Genomic DNA, 21,078 nt, shown 5'->3' on the forward strand with positions numbered 1-21,078 from the left:
AGGTGGACCGATGAACCATATTGATTTTTTATCCTCCGACCATTACAACGAGTTCAAACGGTTAGCACAACGGCTCACGGATCCTGGCAGTACCAGTCGCGAATATTATGCCGCGCTGTACGTCATTGCGGGCAACCCACACATCCGAGAATGTTTGCTTCCTTATATAGACCTCGAGGCAGGGAAGATTCGAACTTCCACGATCATCGATGATAACTCGTTCGATAAACGAGAATTTGTGCTCGCCAAACTCGTCATTCATTTGTACAACTCCAAAGAATGGGTCCTTCCGACCGAATTGATCGCCTTGCCGGAAGCGGACTATAAATTAGCGATGCAGGCGATTACGCTTTGCCGAAATGAACAATTTGACGGGGTCACGATCCCGAGCGACTGACGACACCCTGTTATGTAGAATGACAGGGTGTTTTTCGTCTACCCAAAAGGAGGAGAGCGTGTGTCACTGAATACATCGATGTTGACCATCTTGCTTGTGCTCTTATTGCTGATCATGGCCGGGCCTCCGCTATTGATCTATTATTTTTGGTGGCGTGATCGAAACCAGCGTGAGCATTCTGTCCTTCGGAACTTCCCGATTCTCGGAAAACTGCGTTATATGTTCGAGAAGATGGGTCCCGAGCTCCGGCAATACTTATTTTTGAACGACAATGAGGCGAAGCCGTTCTCTCGGAACGAATACGAAGCAGCCGTCATTGCTGGGAAATATAAATCGCGCATCATCGGATTCGGCTCGGAGCGAGACTTTGAAGCCGGCGGATTTTACCTTCAAAACGCGCTCTACCCGACGAATCGGAACGAACTCCGCACCGACAATTCAACCAAGGTATCGACGTGGGTGTATGAACTCGATGAAGATAACCTCTTCACCCGAAAAGAGCATCTCGTCGAACGTGACATCTCTCCATACTTGTTAGCAGAGGAAGACACGATCATCATCGGGAAAGAGACGTGTCGGGAACCGTTCCATGTCCGGGGGCTCGTCGGGCAGTCGGCGATGAGCTTCGGGTCGCTCGGCGACAGAGCGATCACGGCCCTCTCGATTGGGCTCGGTCGTGCGGGTGGCACATGGATGAACACGGGGGAAGGGGGATTGTCGGACTATCACTTGAAAGGAAATGTCGACATCATCTGCCAGATCGGTCCGGCGCTCTTCGGCGTCCGGGATGAGGACGGGTCGTTTTCGGAAGAGGCGTTCAAACAGAAGAGCGCGCTCCCGCAAGTGAAGGCGTTCGAATTGAAACTCGCACAAGGGGCGAAGACGCGTGGGGGACATATCGACGGGTCGAAAGTGACCGAGGAGATCGCTCGTATCCGACATGTGCGGGTCGGGGAGACGATTGACAGTCCGAACCGATTCTCCGAGTTTCAGACACATACGGAATTGTTGACCTTTGTCGAGAAGTTGCGTGAAATCGGTGGGAAGCCTGTCGGCATCAAGCTCGTCGTCGGCAATATGAAGGACATCGAATCACTCATCCGTGAGATGGCGACGTCTCAGGTCGTACCGGACTTCATCACGATCGATGGAAGCGAAGGGGGAACGGGTGCTACGTATCAAGAACTCGCGGATACAGTCGGGTTGCCACTGAAAGCGGCGCTTCCATACGTCCATCGCCTCTTGATTGAGCACGGTCTTCGTGACCGCATCAAACTGTTCGCCTCGGGGAAACTCATCACGGCGGACAAGATTGCGATTGCCCTCGCGCTCGGTGCCGACCTCGTCAATATCGCCCGCGGGCTCATGTTCAACGTCGGCTGTATCCAGGCGCAGGTGTGTCACACGAACCGTTGTCCGGTCGGTGTGGCGACGACCGACCCAAAACTGCAGCGGGCCCTCGTTGTCGACGAGAAGAGCTTTCGGGTGACGAACTATATCATCTCGCTCCGGGAAGGACTGTATAATATGACGGCCGCGGCTGGGGTCCGTTCTCCGACTGAACTGTCAGAGGAACATGTGATGTATCATGAGCCGGACGGTCAGGTCCGTTTGATGCGTGATTGACCACATTCGAACTGAACGATTTCATCAAAACATCCTACGAAGTTGCCGATAAAGAAGGCAAACCCGTAGGATGTTTTTTAAGTCTTTTCATTGTAGAAACTACCAGATACTTGTACAATCATGTAAATGAAAGTCAGAATTTATTATAATTTAAAGTAGCATTTGAATGGAAATGGATGAACCCATTTTTTTCGGCGTATGCCGCACTCTTCGGACGTTGCTTCGAAGACACGGTCAACGCCTTGATGCCGTATCGTGCATCGAGGTCACGTAGTTCTTGGATGCGGTCTTTTGACCATTGGTCTTTCGAAATAGTCGTATAGTTGAAGCTCTCCCACATGACGCCATCCACGTACGGGTACGTATACGTCTTGAGTGTCGCAAATCCCCAGTTTTGAATGAGAGAAAGGGTAGGGTGGTTAGCCTTGATCGTCTTCATGAACTGACTCATCCCGTCACGCTGTGCTTTCAAGATGGTCGGTTGTTCCGAATGCTCGTTGTCGATATTGCCGACAGTATCTAAGAACGCCCCGTCTAATCCTTTGGCGACGATTTGTTTCTCCACTTCACGCGTCAATAGCTCACGATAGTGCGTCGACGTCATGTCGACCAAATACGAATCCCACTCCGCATAATGGACACGTTGTCCGTTGCGATGGAAGAAGTCCGACTCGTTCATCTGCTTGATGAAATCGACGTTCCAATTGTCAGCTTCCATCGTATTGATGTAGCCGTACACTTTCGTGCCGTATTTTTGTAACTCTTTAATTTGAGCTGCAGTATAATAGACAGGCTCGATGATGACCAGGTCATATTGTTGCATCTTTTTGATTTTACTCTTGCTCGGCATGTCGTAATAAATCTTGTATGATTCGACGTTCGCGAGCGGGTTGCTCGCCTTGGCGACCGCTTGTTGCGGCGTCCATAACGCGAATCCGACGACGAATGCACAACAGATGGACACGATGCGTTTGACTGAGAAAATACCCATAAAAAACCCTCCTGATAATCATCAGAGAGCGGCCGCGGCTATTGCAGACTGGCGATCGGTATCTAACAAGATCGACGACCCATGTCTTTGCGCCCTTACTTTTCAGTAAGTTTGCCCGTCTCGATATGAAATTTTTTGAACAATCCATTGAATGTCCTACTACTAAAATACCACGCAAAGGAATGAGTGACACTATGATTTATACCCAACATCGCACATCAATCAAATGGATTGAAATGATTGTGACTATTTTACTTATCGGCATTTTGGACTATACGTTTAGTCTTTCTTTGGCTGATTGGGCGATTGACCCATTAATTTTTTATATTCTCCTCTTCTCACTTCGCTACGGTCTACTTGGAGCGTTCGTCAGTTTCGCATTGACGAGTCTCTATCATTTCTCGTTCCTCTTGATGGAAGGGTCTGATTTACTCTTATTCCTTTATGATACGAATGAACTTGCGTGGATCTTGCTTCATTTCTTCGTCGCCTTGAGCGCCGGGGTCTTCAGCACGTCTTACCGTGAACGTTACCAGTCGCTCCACATCCGTCAGGAAGAAGTGGTCGATGAGAACGAACAGTTGAAACAGACCGTCCAACAACTGCAGGAGTCACAAGGCGAGATGCGGAAGCGTGTGCTCGACTCGACGTATACGCTCTCGAAAATCTATGAGGTCGGTCTCAAGCTCGACCAGGACGCGACCGACTTGGTGCGCGACCACTTGATTGGCACGTTTACACGCGTGTTCCGGGCACGACAACTCGCGCTTTACCACGTCGACACGTCACGCCGTACGCTTCGCCTTCATGTCCGTTCGGGAGAAGTCGAGCGGTTGCCACAGACGCTCTTCATCGATTCGGAGCAGGGCATCTTCGCACGGATGTTCCAGTCACAAAAGCCGACGCTTCGCTTGGCCGATGAGCTCGAAGGTCCACTCCTCGTCGCCCCGATCTGTTACGAGGGAACGGTGAAAGAAGTGTTGATCGTTCATGAAATCGATATTCTTCGGTTGCGCAGTCACGAGATGAACATGATGAAGCTCGTCCTCGATTGGGCGGGCACGCGCATTGAGAAGGCGGATGCGCTCGAATGGATGCTCGTCAGCGACCAGCTTGTCGAGGGGACGCGTATGTTCCGTATGGACGCGTTCGAGCAGAAAGTCGCGCAGCAAGTGTTGCGCCATGAACAGTATGACCAACCGTACAGCACGGTCACGATTCCGGTCGAAGGCGTCGACTTGTCACTCATCGAGATGGAGCTCATCCTCCGTCAATCGATGCGGGAAATCGACGTCATCGGATATGACGAAGATGAGCGTGTCCTTCACTTCCTTCTCCCGGGCACACCGGTTGAGTCGGCGGAACGATTCAAAGAGCGGATCGAGCATGTGTTCTATGTGAAAGGTGGGAAACGCCTATGACCGGATGGATGATTCTCTTATTCTTTCTCCTTCATGCCGTGATCTTATTCGTCATCTACCGTCTCGTCGTCCGCCCGAGAGTAGATGCGACCGAGAAGGGCGTCTGGCTCTCGATTTTTCTCGTCAGTGCCGTCGTCCCGATCATCGGCGAACTGTTCGGGTTGATCGCGTACGGGGTTGCCCGTCGCTTCGCCTCGTCGAAGACGCTTCTCGATTATGACGAATATATTAACTTCGACACGGTCAACTTGGAGCGCTTGCAGCAACAGGCAAAAGAAGATTTAGACCTCGTCCCATTGGCGGAAGCCTTGCAGATGGACGGGAAAAAGCGGAAACAGTCGATCACCCAACTCATGTCGACACCGCTTATGAACACAGAAGAATACTTACATTTAGGTCTCGAGCATGAAGATACGGAAACCGTCCACTATGCGGCGACCGTCCGGAACACGTTGTTCGACCGTTATGATTTGATGCTCAAGCAGCGCATCGCGCAAGTGAACCCGGATCGACCGGAGACGATTTATCCCGTCATCGAGACGGGCGTCTCGTTTTTAGAGAGCGGTCTCTTGGACGAGGATATGAAAGCCCGCATCCAGCAACGGACGATGTTCCATCTTGAACAACTAGGGGAACACGATGCGACAGACGAGACCTATTTGCGTACGAAAGCCCGTCTATCGTTTCAAGCAGGTGACGTCGAGACGGGGGAACGGTTGGCGGAGGCACTCACGTTGTATCATCCGGAAGTGCCGGATGGTTATATCTTATTGATTGAACATCATATGACGAATGGGGACTGGGCGTCATTACGTCCAATCCTCGACCGACTCCATCAACATCTCGACCTACGAGACGTTCCAGAAGATTATCGCTTTGTCATTCAACAGTTAGAAGGTGCAAAATCATGAATAAATCGATTACGACGTATCTCGCGTCCTTGTTCTCTTTAATCATCGCGATGATTGTCGTCGTCCAGTTTTTACGGCTCGACTACGGTCACCGGCTCATTCCGAATGAAGCACATGAGCCGACGACGTTTACGACACTCGCAGGCGAGGTGAGAGCAGTGGAAGGGAAGCCAGCTCAAATCTATATCCATCAAAACGAGGACGACTTGTCGACGTCCGTCTTGAACAACTTGAAATACGCGCTCGACTACGCGAAGTTGCCATACACGTCCATCGAGGCAGATGAGATTGCCTCGATTGAGCCTTCTCCGCAACACGTCCTTGTCGTCAGTGGAGAAAATACGAAATCATGGCCATATGAGACGATTCGGTCGTTCGTCGAGAACGGGGGACGCCTCTATGTCGCTGGTCGTTTCATCGATCAAGAGTGGGCCGATCTCATCGGTGTCGCTGATTTCGGGGACTTTAAGGATGGCATTAACGGATTGATTTTTGAGAAAGAAATCTTCCCCGGTTATGTCGACTTACCGCAAGACTCTGGCTTGTTCGTCCATAGTATCGCCGACGTCGAATTAAAAGAGGAGGCGGATGTCCTCATCTCGGCGAAAGACGAACCGATTTTATGGCAGTCCTCTTACGGGAAAGGAGAGGTCATGTTTTGGAATACGACGTCCTTGACCGATAAGAACTCACGAGGTCTGATGGTGCAGACGCTGTCGATGCTGTTCCCGGCGTTTGTCATGCCGCAAGCGGGTATCAAGGTCGTCCACCTCGACGACTTCCCAGCTCCGGTACCGAGTTATTCGAACCCGGTCATCACTGAAGAATACGATCTCTCCATCAAAGAGTTCTTCTCCGAAGTATGGTGGAAAGATATGAAACAAATCGGGGAAGATTATGACGTCACGTATTCCGGCTTCTTGATCGGCAGTTATAAAGCGACGAATGAAGAAACGACCGAACAACTCATTGAGAAGATTCGTGCACCGATGCTCGAATACGGGCGTGGTTTGCTGCAGACGAACGGAGAAGTCGGATTACACGGCTTCAACCACCAACCACTCGTCATGGGTGACGAGGTAATGGATCCAGCGCTCGGTTATACGAAATGGGAAAGTCAGGACGCCATGCGTTCGGCCGTCGACCGTGTCGTCGAGGCGTTCGATTATTACTTGCCGAATGAACGAATCCGTAGCTACGTCCCACCGTCCAATATCATCGGCGACTCAGGGCTCAGTGTGTTGAATGATAAGTTCTCGGAAGGATTGATTGTCGCCGGGCTCTATAGCGGGGATGCGAGTAAAGGAAGTTATATCCAAGAGTTCGGACCGGACCCGGTCTATCCGAATTTGTATGATTTCCCGCGCGTGTCGAGCGGGTACAACGAGACGCCAGATGATATGTTCGTCGTCATCGATGCTGTCGCCAACTTCGGGCTCGTCTCGCACTTCATTCACCCGGATGACGTGTTGGATGAATATCGTTCGAAAGGAAAAGGATGGGGCATCATGAAAGAGTCGTTTGAAGGACTGTTCCAGACACTCTACGCCAAATATCCGCACCTTGAAGGATTGAGCCAATATGACGCATATCGGAAATATAAGTTGTATCAAGAGGCACAAATCGACGTCGCCTACACGAGCGACGCGATTGACATCAACGCCCAGCAATTGCCTGTCCCGTCGACGCTACTCGTTCGGGTCGAGCCTGGGAAACGGTTGGATACAGGAAGTTTCGCGTTTGGCGAAGTCAAACCGTTCGATGAGAGCGATACGTTATATCAAGTCGAATTGAAAGAGACGTCTGTTCGTCTCCCGATATTGGAAGGAGCGCGCCCATGAAGATTGGAATTGTCGTCGAAGGGAGTTATCCGTATGTGAGCGGAGGCGTGTCGAGCTGGGTGCACATGCTGATGCAACAAATGCCAATGCATGAGTTTGAAATCATCTCGATCATGCCAAACTCGAAGTCTGAGGCGGATTATAAATATACGTTACCGGAGAACGTCACAGGTGTGACCACGCTCGCCCTCAACCAGCGCGCGACACGGAAACGTCGTCCGGAAGCGTTGACGCAAGAAGAACGTGACCGAATCAAGACATGGATGACGTTCGGTCACGTTGAGTCATCGATTTATCCGATGTTAGCATCACAAATCGGGACACCGGAACAGTTCTTCTCGAGCCGTCTCTTCTATCAACTCGTGACAGAGAGCTATCAAGAAGAAGGGCAGGCCGGTTCGTTCATCGATTACTTTTGGATGTGGCGCAGCATGTATGCGCCCGTCCTCGACCTCCTCCAGGCAGACTTGCCACAAGTCGACCTCATCCATTCCGCGTCGACAGGCTACGCAGGATTAATTGCGAGTGCGATAAAAGAGCGTCAAAACATTCCGTTCTTATTGACGGAGCACGGCATCTACTCACGTGAGCGGGAAGAGGAACTGTTACAGGCAGCGTGGATTCCACCGGAGTTCCGTTCGCACTGGATCCAGTTCTTCCACCATATTTCCCGGGAAGCGTACCGGAAAGCGGACGACGTCATCACGCTGTTTGAACGAAACGGAGAGTTGCAACGTCAGCTCGGGGCACCGGTCGAGAAGTTGAGCATCATTCCGAACGGGATCGATGTGACGGGCTTGTCGGCACTCGGTCACGTGACGGGGGGAGAGAAACTCCGTATCGGCGCTATCGTCCGCGTCGTCCCCATCAAAGATATTAAGACGATGATTTATGCGGCAAAGCTCTTACAAGACATGCTCATCCCGTTCGAGTTGACCATCATGGGACCGCTCGACGAGGACAAAGAGTATGCGGCCGAGTGTGAGGCGCTCATCCGACAACTCGAGCTCGAACAAGCCGTCTTCTTAGTCGGGAAAGTCGATATCCGCAAACACCTTCCGGAATTCGACGTCTGTCTGTTGACGAGTATCTCGGAAGGGCAGCCCCTCGCCGTACTTGAAGGGATGGCCGCAGGCGTCCCGTGGATCGTGACGGACGTCGGGGCCTGTGCAGAACTCGTGAACGGGCGACCGGACGAGCCGTTCGGTCCGGCCGGATTCGTCGTCCCACCGGTCAATCCGCGCCGAATTGCGGAACGTTGCGTCTGGTTCTATCAGAACCGCGAAGACGCGCGCCGACTCGGACGAAACGGGCAACAGCGCGTCGAGACATATTACCGCACCGACCAGTTCATCGATGCGTACTTAAATCTATATGAAGAAAGGAGAACGGCATATGGCGGGCATCGGGTTTAAGTTACAACAGCTATTCCAAGAAGATTATTTTTCCTCGCGCATTAAAGCGTACGCCTTTGCCGGTCTCGTCACGTCCGGCCCATGGCTCATCGTCATCGTCACGATTGCGCTCATGCAGTGGCTGACGAGTTACCTGTCGATTGCGACGCTTGAGGAACGGACGACGTTCAACTTGATTGTCTCGTATAGCTTCATCTTCTCCCAGGTCGTGCTCGGTGTGCAACAGCTCGTCGTCACGCGCTATTTGGCAGACTGTTTCTATGAGAAGCGGTACGAGGACATCTTTCCGGCGTTCATCGGCATGATGAAGACGACCGTCGCCATTGCCTCGGTGTTGTTCGCCGTCTTCCTCTCGTTCTCCGAGCTGCCGGCGTTGTTGAACGCGTTGGCATTCATCTTGTTCATGACGGTCAACTTGATCTGGGTCCACTTCTTGTTCCTGAGCGCGGCGAAATTTTATCAGGCAGTCGCCTATAGTTTTGTCGCCGGTGGGGTTGTCGCCGTCGTGGCAATCATCATCACCGATCAGTTCTTGATGTCGTATTTGACGGAGTCTTACATGAAGAGTTTCGCCCTGACGGCGAGCATGACGCTCGGACTTGTCGTCACGTTGTTCGGACTGTTCACGTCGATGCTCCTCACGTTCCCGAATCGGAGCACGGTCGGTCAGTTCTCGTTCTATCGCTATTTCGACCGCTATCCGGCGCTGTTTTGGACGAGCTTTCTCTACAACATCGGGATTTGGGTCGGGACATGGATCATCTGGTTCGCCGAAGGTGGGGCCGTCCACCTCGATACGTTCCGCTACCATCCGATTTATGACACGGCCATCTTCTTGTCGTATTTGACGATCATCCCGACGATGACGATTTTCGTCGTGTCGGTCGAGACGCGCTTTTATGAGCGCTATCGCGTATTTTACGGATACGTGAATGAAGGCGGAACGTATCAACAGATTCAACGGTCGAAGGCGGCGATGCTACTCGTCTTACGACAGGAGTTGCAACGCTTGTTCCGAAACCAAGGGCTCGTCTCGCTTCTCTTCGTCATCTTCGCAGCCGTCTTGTTCCCGCTGCTCGGGCTCTCGCCTGAGATTCGCGACGTCTTCCAAATGACGACGATTGGGGCCTTCTCGAACGCGATGGTCCTCGTCCTCACGCTCGTGTTGCTGTATTTTGAAGACCATAAGGGAGCGGCGTATACATCGGCCCTCTTCATCACGATGAACGCGGGACTGACGTTCTTGTTGCTTCCACTCGGACCGGACAGTTATGGGCTCAGTTTTGCGATTGGCTGTACGATTGCCTTCGCCTTTTCGCTCATCCGATTGATTCGATACGTCTCGGAGATTGATTACCATACGTTCAGTCGAAGTGAGGCACCTCCTCGGACGGACACGTTCCGTCGCGTCGGGGAATGGCTTAACGAACGCGCGGCATCATAAGATAAGCCGCCTTCTCACGAGAGAGGGCGGCTATTTATATACTATTTACTAATTCTTTTATCGCTGATGCTTTCCAAACTAATCCAATATCGGATTCACTATTAATTCTTCCACTATATATACCTAAAAATTTTGTCATAGGACCACCAGTAATTGCATATCCACCGGGCATATTAAAGTTTCCGCTAGGACGATATGCTACAACCGCTGACCCGGATTGACCTTGTCTACTCCTACAATCTATAAGAAACAGCGGCAAATTACGATAATCTAATTCTGGCTCTGATGCAATAAATCCCGTTGCCCAAATCGCTGTATTACTTCCAACTTCTATCCCAAAAGGAAATCCTACTACACTAACAGTCTCTGCGACACCGATAATCATATGATTACCTTCGTCTAGATTGTATGGATAGAGTTCAACATCTTCTAGACTGGTCAGTTTTAAGGCAACAAAGTCTACCGAAGAATTCCATTCAGGGTGTTCTATCCATAAGGGCTCATCCAAGCTATCTATATCTCTATATAGATTTTCAACTTTTGCGATGTTAGAGCCTAATTCATCTACTTTGTTATGATAAATTTTAATTTTATTTGGGACTGCGCCGCGTTTTGAAAGACAGTCACCAGTTATATTGTTCTTGCCGGTAACATTATGTCTGTTTGTTAAAAGTACAGGTCCTGATGGTGATGTCGCAATAAAAGCGGTCGCTGATGAAAGATACGACTCATTGTAATACATTTTAATTAATAAAGACTTCACAGATTCCATTCGAAAATTCATAATAATCTCCTTTGTTGTTACAGAAATAGTAGCGGAAATAGCTTCATCATTAGTGTTAAACTCTTTTGGCCTACTACAGATTTAAACTTGATTTTTAATTACTACAAAGTTGGTATTCTACTGAGCACTAGTTGGCGATATCTAAAGATTTTATCATGTACATCAACTCCTCAACCTAGCAGTTCTGCTTCACATGAACAAAATCCTTCGAAAGGCATTAAGAAGCATTGGGAAGGGGAACACGTAACTGTTGGAGATTATTCGAGGAGGGATTCCATGAAAGCACTATTTTTGAACTGCACGTTAAAGGGTGGCGACACGACGTCGCATACAGAAGGATTGATTCGCGACATCTTGCCGCATTTTGATGCGCTTGGGGTCGAGTCGGAAATCGTTCGGATCGTCGACTATAACGTCGCATTCGGGGTGACAGAAGATGAAGGGAACGGAGATGAATGGCCACAGATTTTCGAGAAAGTAAAAGGGGCAGACATCGTCGTCATCGGGACGCCACTCTGGCTTGGCGAGAAGAGTAGTGTCGCGACGCAAGTGGTCGAACGGTTATATGGCGGCAGTGGCTTAACGAACAAGTCAGGTCAGGCGATCTACTACAATAAAGTCGGCGGGGTCGTCGTCACCGGGAATGAAGACGGGGCGAAACACGCATGTGCCGGCATTCTCTATGCCTTATCCCATATCGGATTCACCGTGCCACCGAACGTCGATACGTATTGGGTCGGGGAAGCGGGACCAGGCGACTCGTACATCGATGCCGGGCGCGACAACGCGTTCACGAAGTCACACGGGAAGACGATGGCGTACAACCTCGTCCATTTTGCGCGCATGTTGAAGGCGCATCCGATCCCAGCAGAAGGAAATACGATGGAATAAAAAATGGCTTCGGCAATTGCCGAAGCCATTTGGATTACTCTTTCTTCTCCACCGCATGTCCTCCGAACTCATTTCGGAGCGCGGCGACGACCTTACCAGAGAATGTGTCGTCTTGAAGCGAGCGTTGGCGCATCATGAGCGAGAGGGCGATGACCGGTGTCGGCACGTCGTATTCGAGCGCCGTCTCGACCGTCCACTTGCCTTCTCCTGACGCATGCATGACCCCGCGGATGTCATCGAGCTTCGCATCTTTGGAGAAGGCACTCTCGGTCAATTCCATAAGCCATGAACGGATGACGGATCCATGATTCCAGACACGGGCGACGTCCTCATATTCATAGTCGAACGGACTCTTCTCGAGCACTTCGAACCCTTCGGCAATCGCCTGCATCATGCCGTACTCAATCCCGTTATGGACCATTTTCAGGAAGTGGCCACTCCCACTTGGTCCGGCGTACAGATAACCGTTGTCGGTCGAGACGTCTTGGAACAGCTGCTCGATTTTCCCGAACGCCTCCAAATCCCCACCGATCATCGTACAGGCTCCGTTTCGTGCCCCGTCCATGCCGCCACTCGTCCCGACGTCAAAGAAATAGATGAGCTTCTCTTTGAAGTGGTCGGCGCGACGCATCGACTCTTTATAGTTCGAGTTGCCCCCGTCGATGACGATGTCCCCAGGTGAGAGAGCTTCATATAAATCGTTCAACACATGCTCGGTCACGTCTCCTGCCGGTACCATCACCCAGATGACGCGTGGCGCCTTCAGTGTATCGACGACTTCTTCCAATGACTGTTTCGTCTCGAACTGACTCGTCGAGACGTTCCCCGGGTCATAGCCAAAGACGCGATGTCCATTATCCGTCAAATTCAATGCCAAGTTCAGCCCCATCTTCCCGAGCCCAATCATTCCGATTTCCATTCGTTCCACCCCACTTATCAGATTTGTTCTCCTAATAGGGTTACCCGAAACAATGGAGATTCAAAAGAGCGGCTTGATTGAATCGACGCGATAAGCGAGTATACGTGATACCGGGATGGCTTCGCCGTCTGATAGTACGATTTGTCCGCTTAATGAATTTAAAGATTGAAGAGTCTGTTCAAATGTTCGGTAAGCATCGTACTCGGAACTGCCGTACACGATAAACTCACAAGTTTGTTCTTTGTCTAAAAAACACGTCACGATGAAGCGCATCGATCAATCCCCTTATGTATGAAATGGATGACTATTACATTTATGTTAATTATCAATACGTATTTTACAAAAAATAAAACGAATGTACCATTATGTTTTCTGGAAATAAGGAAATGGTCCTACGAAAAGTGTTGAATCGTCAAAATTCTTTCAATATTAGCACAAAAAAGGTAGATATCTATTGGAATCGCGACCAATGGCTTAGTGCCGTCGTATGAAACGAAACAAACTTTCGAAAAAGCGTATGTTATGATAGACAACAACTTGCTAAACTTTCAAAAAACCTTGTCGATACTAGCGATGTGAGCAATCGACAAATGGTGACAAGTATTCACCTCTTTTATAAAAATACGGAAAAAACTGTCGATTCAGCGTGATAAAATAAAACCTGTGTCAATTACGGTCAATTGGGGATAGAAAGGTGCTATGTCATGGAAGAGCAAAAGCCTAAAAAGAGAGTCAAGAAACGTCGTCGTAAAGTGTCACCCGCGAAGCGCATCGCCATCATCGCAGGTGCTGTCATCGGAGTGTTCCTGCTCATCGGAGCTGGGATGGCCTACTATTTATATAATCAAGTCGATACAACGGTCGACCGTTTGAATGAATCGGCCGGGCTCAGCCCGGATCGGATGAATCAACAAACGATCTCAGATAAGAAGCCGGTCTCAGTACTGTTACTTGGGGTAGACCGTCGTGCGGACGAACAAGGGCGCAGCGACTCGATCATCGTCATGACGCTCAACCCGAACTCGGATGAGAGCGCAATGCTCAGCATCCCGCGTGATACGAAGACGGAAATCGTCGGTAAAGGCACGATGGACAAGATTAATCATGCCTACGCATTCGGTGGCGCAGAGATGGCGATGGATACGGTCGAAAACTTCCTCGACATCCCAATCGATTATGTCGCGGAAGTCGACATGAAAGGTTTCCAGGATGCCGTAAACTTATTCGGTGGTGTCGAAGTGACAAACAAGTTCGCTTTCACTTCGGGTGAGTACACGTTCGAACCGGGAACGGTCAATCTGGACGGGGCGGAAGCGCTCGCCTATACACGGATGCGCTACGATGACCCGAACGGGGACTTCGGTCGTCAGGAGCGTCAACGTGACGTCATCACGGCGCTCGTCGACAAAGGAACGGACAGCTTTTCGATTTCTCGCTTTAACAATATGCTCGACGTCCTCGGCAATAACGCCAAGACAAACGTGACGTTCAAAGACATTCGAACGCTCTCGAGCGACTACATGACGGCTTTCAAAAACCAAAGCGTTCTTCGTTTGGAAGGAAGCGGCGGCAAAGAGGGCGACGGCATCTACTACTGGAACCCGGACGAGGCATCACTTGATGAAGTGAAGTCGTATCTCGGACAATTGATGGAACAATGACAGCGGCACTCGATTCGGATGAATCGGGTGCTTTCGTTTGTGGCATAATGAAAAGAAAAAGGAGTGACGGCCGTGCTCGATCGACTGACCCGACTTGCCATCGATGTGAGACATCGCTTCAAGGACCATCATATTAACGACTATAGCGCCACGCTCGCTTTCTTCTGGTTTCTCGCCATCTTCCCAATGTTCTTCGTCCTGTTCGCGGTCATGGCGTGGTTCAAAATCGACCAGGCGCTGTTGATCGAGCAGATCGAGACGCTCGTTCCGGGATCGAGCGTGCGAGAGCTGTTGTCGATTGTCTACGACGTCAGTGGCAACTTGAATAGCGGACTCGTCTCGGTCAGTGCCATCATCGCCTTCTGGTCCGCCTCGAACGGGACGGCCCGTCTCGTCAAACTGACCGTCTTCGCTTACGGGGAGACGGAGGCGCGCGGCTATGTATGGCGTCGTCTGATTGGACTCTTAACAATCCTTGCCAGTAGCATCGGGGCCGTCATCCTCGTCGTCTTTCATGTGTTTGGACAGGAATTCATCGACTTGTTGTATGCGCTCTATCCTCAGGTAGAGGAGTTCGATCGTCTCTCGACGCTCACGCGCTATACCGTCTCGACGATCATCTTAATCTTTGCGTTCTCATTCTTTTACATGATTGCTCCGCAACAACGAGTCCGATTTATCGAGACGTTACCGGGCGCCATTTTTGCCGTCATCTCATGGCAACTTATTTCGACGGGCTATAGCGTCTATGTCGAGCAATTCTCGATTCTCGGTGATACGTACGGCACGATCGGGATCGTCATCCTACTTCAAGTCTGGCTCTATTTGACGGCAGCGACGATGCTCATTGGGGCGGAAATCAATGCCGCCTGGCCGCATCATATGCACCGCACACCGACAAAAACACATTTTCCGTGATAACTGGAAAGAAATGATTAGCATTTTTTGGAGACATGCTATAATCCAATGTGCAGTCTGGGAAAAGATATACAAACTGAATTTACGGAAGAAGGTGGCCCGATATGGCGAAACATCAGAAGAAATCACGGTGGAAACTCATCCTTGGCATCACAGCGGGCGTACTGACACTCATGCTTGTCGCAGGTGGTCTATTCGTCTGGTCGATGGTCGACGAGGTCAATGACACGGTGACGAAAGTGAACGATAACTTACAGATCAGTCCGGAACGAAAACAAGTCGAGACGATCGAAGAGAAGCGCTCGGTGTCCGTGCTCTTACTCGGGATTGACCGGCGAGGGACTGAACAAGGTCGAAGCGATTCGATCATCGTTTTGACCTTGAACCCGGAACTGAACGAAGGGGCGATGCTCAGCATCCCGCGTGATACGAAGACGGAGATCGTCGGGCGCGGATATCGCGATAAGATCAACCACGCTTATGCGTTCGGTGGGGCCGAGATGGCAATGGACACGGTCGAGAACTTTTTAGACATCCCGATCGATTACGTCGTCGAGGCGGATATGGAGGCGTTCACGGAAGTCGTCGATGCGCTCGGTGGCATTACGGTCATGAACAAATTCGCCTTCACTTCGGACGAGTATACGTTCCCAGTCGGCGAAGTGACGCTCGACGGACAAAAGGCGCTCTCGTATACACGGATGCGCTATGATGACCCGAACGGGGATTTCGGTCGCCAAGAACGACAGCGTGATGTCGTCGCCGCCATCATCGAGAAGGGGCGCTCGGACTTCTCGCTCGACAAGGTGACGAACTTGCTCGACGTCGTCGGCAACCGGGCGAAGACGAACATCGAGTTCAACGAGCTCGTGACGCTCTCGACCGACTACATGGGTGCGTTCCGCAACGCGAGCACGCTCCGTATCGAAGGTGGGGGTGGACTCGAGTCGGACGGCATCTATTATTGGAACCCGGACGCCGAGTCACTCGACGGGATTCAGACCGAATTGAAGCGCTTGATGGAATGAGTCGTCCAATAGGGACGGCTTTTTTGTTTTGAAATGGGCAAGAAGTGAAAAAAGGTAGAGAGAACAGAAGGAGGGAATCGTATGAACTGGCAACGGATTGAACCGATCATCATGAAATGGACGACGCATTCACAAGAGGAATGGCAGCGTTTGTTCGATAAATGGGAGAGTCACACATGGCATGACCACGAGGCACCGAGCGAAAAGACGAATGTCCTGCTCGTCGATGCGAGTCTCGTCACGACGGAAGGGAAACCGGACATGGGGGCACTTCATGACGTCCTCGCCAAGCATGTCGCAGGTACGATCAGCGACTTGCACCTCGTGTCCCTCTTCCCGTATATCGGACGGCAAACGGACACAGCGGTCGACCCGCGTATCCGATTATATGAGGACCTCGGCGAATTGAGCGACGACTTTCAACTGATGTATGAACTCGACCCGGTCGCCTACAATGCGGAGCAATTCGACGTGCTTGCCGAGACGGACGCACTCATCGAGCGCCTCGCTTACGGGGCGACGAAAGTTCGGGTGCATGCCCAGTCGTTCAAAGGGATGACGAAAGAGCAAGTAAGGGACGTGCTCCATCTTTGGCATACGGTCTTACATCACTATAAGCCGAACGGGCAGCTCATTCTCGCAGAGGATTCGCTCGACGAGGCCGAGAGCTATATCGAAGTGGTCGATGCCGTCTGTCATTTCGATTTGGCAAGCCATGTGACGCTCGGCCTCGCGCAAGGAGAGGCGACGCGATTGACCGAATGGGCACGGAAAATCGGTACACCACCTGAAGGGAAGACGTACTTCCACTTCTTGTCGAGTGCGGAGCGTGACCCGTTTGAGAAGAATTTGTTGGAGTCTCACGAACCGATGCTTCTCGCGGCCCACAGCATCCTGTTCTCGCTTCAAGGAATCCCGTCGGTCGACTATCGGACGCTCTTCGGGGTTAGTGGACCGACCGACCGTGACGAACTCGTCCATGCCTTGAAGAAAGAAGAGACGCGACTGAATCGCTTCTCCGGCATCATGGGGCAATTGAACGTGAAGCGGGCAGAACCAGCCTTGTCCCCATACGCTACGCAGCACATCTTGGACGTCGACAAGCACGTCTTTGCCGTCGAGCGTCAAGTAGACGGACGGACGGTCCGCTTGTATACGAACGTGAGCGATAAGGAAGTCAATTTGGAGATTCGAGGGACGAGCTTATTTACGGGAGAGCCGGTCGACAGCGCGCGACTTCAGCCGTTTGGATATGTGTGGGTGAGTATATGAAAATAATAGCCCTTAGAAATCTTAAATGACTGGAGACCTCAATCTCTACCCGAGTTTATGAATTAGAAAGATGAATCAAAAAGCCAGCTGACTGAAGAGTACTTCTTCTAATGTCAGCTGGCTTTTTTAGTGGATTATTGTAAAATGAAATTTGTTACGATTTGGTAGGAGGATGAGGTATTTGACAAGAGAAAAAGACAATAAAGATTCTCAGCAAGACGCGAACAGTGTCGAGACAGTTACACTGACAACTTCAAATGCAAATAGCGGTGCAAATCAATTTCTTGTGAACGGGGGCGCCCTGTTTCTGATTTCTTTACTGGGCTATTACTACTACACTACATATTTAAGAATTGAGGCAAAGATATGGAGTCACCCCTTAGAATACATCAGTGTCCCGTACATTAAGGAATTAGATAAGTTGAATGACGTCATTACTTATATGATTCCTGCAATCATCATCTTTTCATGTTTGCTTTCTTTAGTTTTTAAGCGAAAATACTTTACAAAAAAAGACCATTTATCAGATGATGATTATGATCGATATGATTATGATTCATGTAATTTTTATAGGAGACACATAGGTATAACATTACTTTTTTTATGTGTTCTTGTAATTTTTATCATATGCGCCCCGAAGTATGTAGAAATTCTACTACCTGTTTATTTATTGAGTATGATATTCACAGTTTCATTAATGTTTTACGTTGCAATTAAGGTTGATCGTTCCTCGTATAAACAATTTTATAGACAGGAAAAAATATTTAAGTTGCTTGTTAATTTATATGGTTTGATTTTCTTACTACCAATTACTATGATTCTTTTGTTTGCTCTGAATGATTACTCTAAACCAACTCTTTTGACTACTTCCTGCGAAAAAATTGTTAAGGACACAGAAAAAGCAGCTTGCGAAAAATATGGGAAGTTATACTTAGTCTCTGAAAATAGAGGGATTGGTGTGTGGCGTGCCTTTTCAGAACAAAATAACAATATAGTCGAGCTATCCGATCAATATTTTCACATTGAAATGAAAAATACTCGTGTTGAATCAAAAACATATACTCATGTTGAAACAAAAACAACTAATAATGAATAATCTGGCACTCTGTCGACAGAAAAAGATGACTTCGAAACAATCGAAGTCATCTTTTTCTTGTACATCAAAGTACGTATTTTTTAGTTATATCCATCCGGGTTGTTCGACTGCCAGTTCCAGGCGTCTCGGCACATGTCACGAATGTCATGCTTCGCTTCAAAGCCGAGCATCTGTTTCGACTTCGTCGGATCGGCGAAACACGTGGCGATGTCACCAGGACGACGATCCGTCACTCGGTAAGGGACCGATTTCCCACTCTCTTGTTCGAACGCACGGACGAGGTCGAGGACACTATATCCCGTGCCCGTACCGAGGTTGAACGCCTCGACACCCGTTTGGTCCATCACGTAGTCAAGTGCCTGCAAATGACCTGATGCGAGATCGACGACGTGAATATAGTCACGGACGCCCGTCCCGTCCGGTGTGTCGTAGTCGTCACCGAAAACGCTCAGTTCGTCCAGCCTGCCGACAGCGACTTGCGTGATGTACGGCATGAGGTTGTTCGGCACATCGAACGGGTCTTCGCCGATCTGACCGGACGGATGTGCCCCGATCGGATTGAAGTAACGAAGGAGAGCGATGCTCCAGTCGGAGTCAGCGACGGCAATGTCACGCAAGATGTCCTCAATCATCAGCTTCGAACGACCATACGGGTTCGTCGCGCTGAGTGGGAACGATTCGTCAATCGGTGTCCGTTCGGGCATTCCATATACGGTCGCTGATGAACTGAAGACGATTCGTTTCACGTCAAACGCCTGCATGACCTCTAACAGGACGGTCGTGCCGACGACGTTGTTTTCATAGTAGCGGAGCGGCTCTTTCACCGATTCACCGACAGCTTTCAGCCCTGCGAAATGAATGACCGCATCAATCGTATGCGTCAAGAAAATCTGTTCGAGTAATGCTCGGTCGAGGATGTCACCAAGATAGAAGGCGACTTCTTTTCCAGTCATCGCCTCGACCCGGTTCAGTGCCTCTCGGCTACTGTTCGATAAGTTGTCGAGCACAATCACCTCGTGTCCGGCTTCAAGTAATTGGAGGACGGTATGGGTACCGATATAGCCGGCACCACCCGTCACGAGAATCGTTTGAGTCATATGAAATACTCCTTTATTGATTGAGTTTCGTCAGACGAATGCGTGTTGAGTCGTCTTCGCCCACGAAGAGACGTAGTGAGTACGTCTCACCTTCATAGACGACACTGTCTTCGGTCTCGTACGTCGGTTCACCGAGCTCGAGGAACGCTTCTTTCGTCTGATCCGTATTTGACCAGTCTATTGCCTCGACTTGTCCACTCTTCATTGTGAAGAAGAGACCAGGGTAGACGAGATACTCGTGTAGAGCATCTGAGTCGAAGCCACTTGCGGCGCCGACATTTCCGACCAATTCATTCTCGTCCATTCCGAAGTAAGTTTCCGGCGATTCGTCAAATAACGTTTGGTTGACAGAAGTCGACAACCACTCCAACACATCAGCGTCATTGATGGAGGCAGCTGTCCATTCCGTCACGACTTCATCGCGTGACACCCAGCCCGTCAACTCATTCAATCCAAGGTCGAGTAAGAGCGCATCGTCGCGCTCTTCGATGACGTCATAACGATCACCGATATCAGCGACATAGACGACGTCTTCACTGGCTGGTTCACTTACGAGTGGTGCATTTTTGACACCAATCCATACTTCCTCAAGTGCCTTCGTTTCAACGACCGGATCAGGTTCTGGTGTGACCGGTTCTTCCGTAGCAGTCGGTGTCGATGAAGGTTGGATGAGGTCCTTGACCGTCGGATAAGCGGCATAACCACCGACGGATAAAAGAATGATGGCAACTAGACCGATCAACCAGCCACGACCTTTATTGCGGCGTGGATGTGCCGGTTTGATCTCACGATGTAATTTCATACGTTCTGTCCGTGATGGAATCGTCGACTCTGGGACGTAACGTGGTTTCGGTGGCGTCGGGTCAACGGGTGTCTCGGCTTCTAGTTCCATCGTTTCTTCGGGAGATGGTTCCATTACCGGTTTCGAAACGACTGGTTCAGCAATAGGCTGTGGTGTTGGCTCCACCGTTTGTGGCAAGGCTTCCTCAGATTGAAGCTTCTCGCTCTTTTCTAACAAAGCGACATAATAGGTCAAAAGGTCTAGCTCCGTCTTTCCGTCTTTCAACCAGTTCGAAAAATCTGTAGCTGACTTTTCTTCATCGGAGAGGGAGTCGTTCGTCTCTCCGGTCAGTTCATGATAAGAGGCGGCAAGCGATTTGCCGTCTGCTAAATTTGTCTCAATACGTTGCTGCACGATGTCTCGTGTTTGTCGGTCGAGTGTGGCGTACAGCTGGAGTAGGCGCTCACTTACATGCACTAGGTGTCTCCTCCTTTGTTAAGTTCTTCCTTTCAAAGTTTAGCAGATTTGCATGTCAAAAAACCCATTTTTTAAAAAACGGGTCATCAACCCATGAAAATTTTGCTA

General features: G+C 50.1%; 19 protein-coding genes and 1 riboswitch. Of the genes, 13 read left to right on the forward strand and 6 right to left on the reverse strand.

Translation table 11 applies throughout. The features are described 5' to 3' along the window. Positions 1-10 precede the first annotated feature (10 nt). Positions 11-397: a hypothetical protein gene (locus tag KNO91_RS05115; RefSeq protein ID WP_214793131.1), complete on the forward strand. Its 387-nt coding sequence runs from the start codon at positions 11-13 to the stop codon at positions 395-397. A 78-nt stretch (positions 398-475) separates the two neighbouring features. Further along, positions 476-2,023 (forward strand): FMN-binding glutamate synthase family protein, encoded by a 1,548-nt coding sequence (locus KNO91_RS05120; protein WP_214816973.1) that lies wholly within the window; start codon positions 476-478, stop codon positions 2,021-2,023. Positions 2,024-2,156: 133 nt separating this feature from the next. On the opposite strand, the gene KNO91_RS05125 is transcribed toward KNO91_RS05120, so the two are convergent. Next, the gene (locus tag KNO91_RS05125) at positions 2,157-3,014 is read right to left on the reverse strand and encodes a glycoside hydrolase family 191 protein (RefSeq protein ID WP_214816602.1); all 858 of its coding nucleotides are present in this window, start codon (positions 3,012-3,014) and stop codon (positions 2,157-2,159) included. Between the two features lie 39 nt (positions 3,015-3,053). After that, positions 3,054-3,140, reverse strand: a riboswitch (cyclic di-GMP riboswitch). 68 nt (positions 3,141-3,208) lie between these two features. Between KNO91_RS05125 and KNO91_RS05130 the strand changes: the two genes are divergently transcribed. From KNO91_RS05130 to pelG, 5 genes are read left to right on the forward strand one after another with little or no spacing between them, the layout of a single operon-like run. After that, on the forward strand, positions 3,209-4,435 hold the full coding sequence (locus tag KNO91_RS05130; RefSeq protein ID WP_214816605.1) for a nucleotidyl cyclase domain-containing protein: 1,227 nt from the start codon (positions 3,209-3,211) through the stop codon (positions 4,433-4,435). After that, the gene (locus tag KNO91_RS05135; protein WP_214816608.1) at positions 4,432-5,346 is read left to right on the forward strand and encodes a hypothetical protein; all 915 of its coding nucleotides are present in this window, start codon (positions 4,432-4,434) and stop codon (positions 5,344-5,346) included. The genes KNO91_RS05130 and KNO91_RS05135 overlap by 4 nt, the downstream gene beginning before the upstream one ends. Further along, on the forward strand, positions 5,343-7,187 hold the full coding sequence (locus KNO91_RS05140; protein WP_214816611.1) for a DUF2194 domain-containing protein: 1,845 nt from the start codon (positions 5,343-5,345) through the stop codon (positions 7,185-7,187). Before KNO91_RS05135 ends, KNO91_RS05140 begins: the two co-directional genes overlap by 4 nt. After that, positions 7,184-8,602, forward strand: a complete 1,419-nt coding sequence (gene pelF / locus KNO91_RS05145; protein WP_214816614.1) for a GT4 family glycosyltransferase PelF — start codon at positions 7,184-7,186, stop codon at positions 8,600-8,602. The genes KNO91_RS05140 and pelF overlap by 4 nt, the downstream gene beginning before the upstream one ends. Continuing rightward, a complete protein-coding gene (gene pelG / locus KNO91_RS05150; protein WP_214816617.1) occupies positions 8,583-10,046 on the forward strand; it encodes an exopolysaccharide Pel transporter PelG in 1,464 nt (487 codons plus the stop codon). The genes pelF and pelG overlap by 20 nt, the downstream gene beginning before the upstream one ends. A gap of 34 nt (positions 10,047-10,080) precedes the next feature. Here the strand turns inward: pelG and KNO91_RS05155 are convergent, their stop codons facing one another. Beyond that, on the reverse strand, positions 10,081-10,830 hold the full coding sequence (locus tag KNO91_RS05155; protein WP_214816620.1) for a serine protease: 750 nt from the start codon (positions 10,828-10,830) through the stop codon (positions 10,081-10,083). Positions 10,831-11,106: 276 nt separating this feature from the next. On the opposite strand from KNO91_RS05155, the gene KNO91_RS05160 reads away from it, so the two are divergent. Then, complete coding sequence (locus KNO91_RS05160) at positions 11,107-11,721, forward strand: flavodoxin family protein (RefSeq protein WP_214816623.1); 615 nt, start codon at positions 11,107-11,109, stop codon at positions 11,719-11,721. Between the two features lie 34 nt (positions 11,722-11,755). Here KNO91_RS05160 and gnd read toward each other — a convergent pair whose 3' ends face one another. Then, on the reverse strand, positions 11,756-12,658 hold the full coding sequence (gnd, locus tag KNO91_RS05165; protein ID WP_371816642.1) for a phosphogluconate dehydrogenase (NAD(+)-dependent, decarboxylating): 903 nt from the start codon (positions 12,656-12,658) through the stop codon (positions 11,756-11,758). Between the two features lie 42 nt (positions 12,659-12,700). Next, the gene (locus tag KNO91_RS05170) at positions 12,701-12,913 is read right to left on the reverse strand and encodes a hypothetical protein (RefSeq protein ID WP_214816627.1); all 213 of its coding nucleotides are present in this window, start codon (positions 12,911-12,913) and stop codon (positions 12,701-12,703) included. Between the two features lie 431 nt (positions 12,914-13,344). Here KNO91_RS05170 and KNO91_RS05175 point away from each other — a divergent pair, with 431 nt between their 5' ends. From KNO91_RS05175 to KNO91_RS05195, 5 genes are all read left to right on the forward strand, one after another. Next, entirely contained in the window at positions 13,345-14,301 is a 957-nt protein-coding gene (locus tag KNO91_RS05175; RefSeq protein ID WP_214816629.1) for an LCP family glycopolymer transferase, read from the forward strand. 72 nt (positions 14,302-14,373) lie between these two features. Further along, positions 14,374-15,219, forward strand: a complete 846-nt coding sequence (locus KNO91_RS05180) for a YihY/virulence factor BrkB family protein (protein ID WP_214816631.1) — start codon at positions 14,374-14,376, stop codon at positions 15,217-15,219. A gap of 104 nt (positions 15,220-15,323) precedes the next feature. Further along, positions 15,324-16,247: an LCP family glycopolymer transferase gene (locus tag KNO91_RS05185; RefSeq protein ID WP_214816633.1), complete on the forward strand. Its 924-nt coding sequence runs from the start codon at positions 15,324-15,326 to the stop codon at positions 16,245-16,247. Positions 16,248-16,328: 81 nt separating this feature from the next. Continuing rightward, positions 16,329-17,519, forward strand: coding sequence for an alpha-amylase family protein (locus tag KNO91_RS05190; protein ID WP_214816635.1), 1,191 nt, complete (start codon positions 16,329-16,331; stop codon positions 17,517-17,519). Positions 17,520-17,700: 181 nt separating this feature from the next. Beyond that, entirely contained in the window at positions 17,701-18,615 is a 915-nt protein-coding gene (locus KNO91_RS05195; RefSeq protein WP_214816638.1) for a hypothetical protein, read from the forward strand. Between the two features lie 80 nt (positions 18,616-18,695). Here KNO91_RS05195 and galE read toward each other — a convergent pair whose 3' ends face one another. Further along, complete coding sequence (galE, locus tag KNO91_RS05200) at positions 18,696-19,712, reverse strand: UDP-glucose 4-epimerase GalE (protein ID WP_214816640.1); 1,017 nt, start codon at positions 19,710-19,712, stop codon at positions 18,696-18,698. A gap of 13 nt (positions 19,713-19,725) precedes the next feature. Then, a complete protein-coding gene (locus tag KNO91_RS05205; protein WP_214816643.1) occupies positions 19,726-20,970 on the reverse strand; it encodes a hypothetical protein in 1,245 nt (414 codons plus the stop codon). Between the last annotated feature and the right edge of the window lie 108 nt (positions 20,971-21,078).

It is taken from the genome of Exiguobacterium sp. s59 (genome assembly GCF_018617475.1).
Taxonomy (GTDB): Bacteria; Bacillota; Bacilli; order Exiguobacteriales; family Exiguobacteriaceae; genus Exiguobacterium; species Exiguobacterium aestuarii.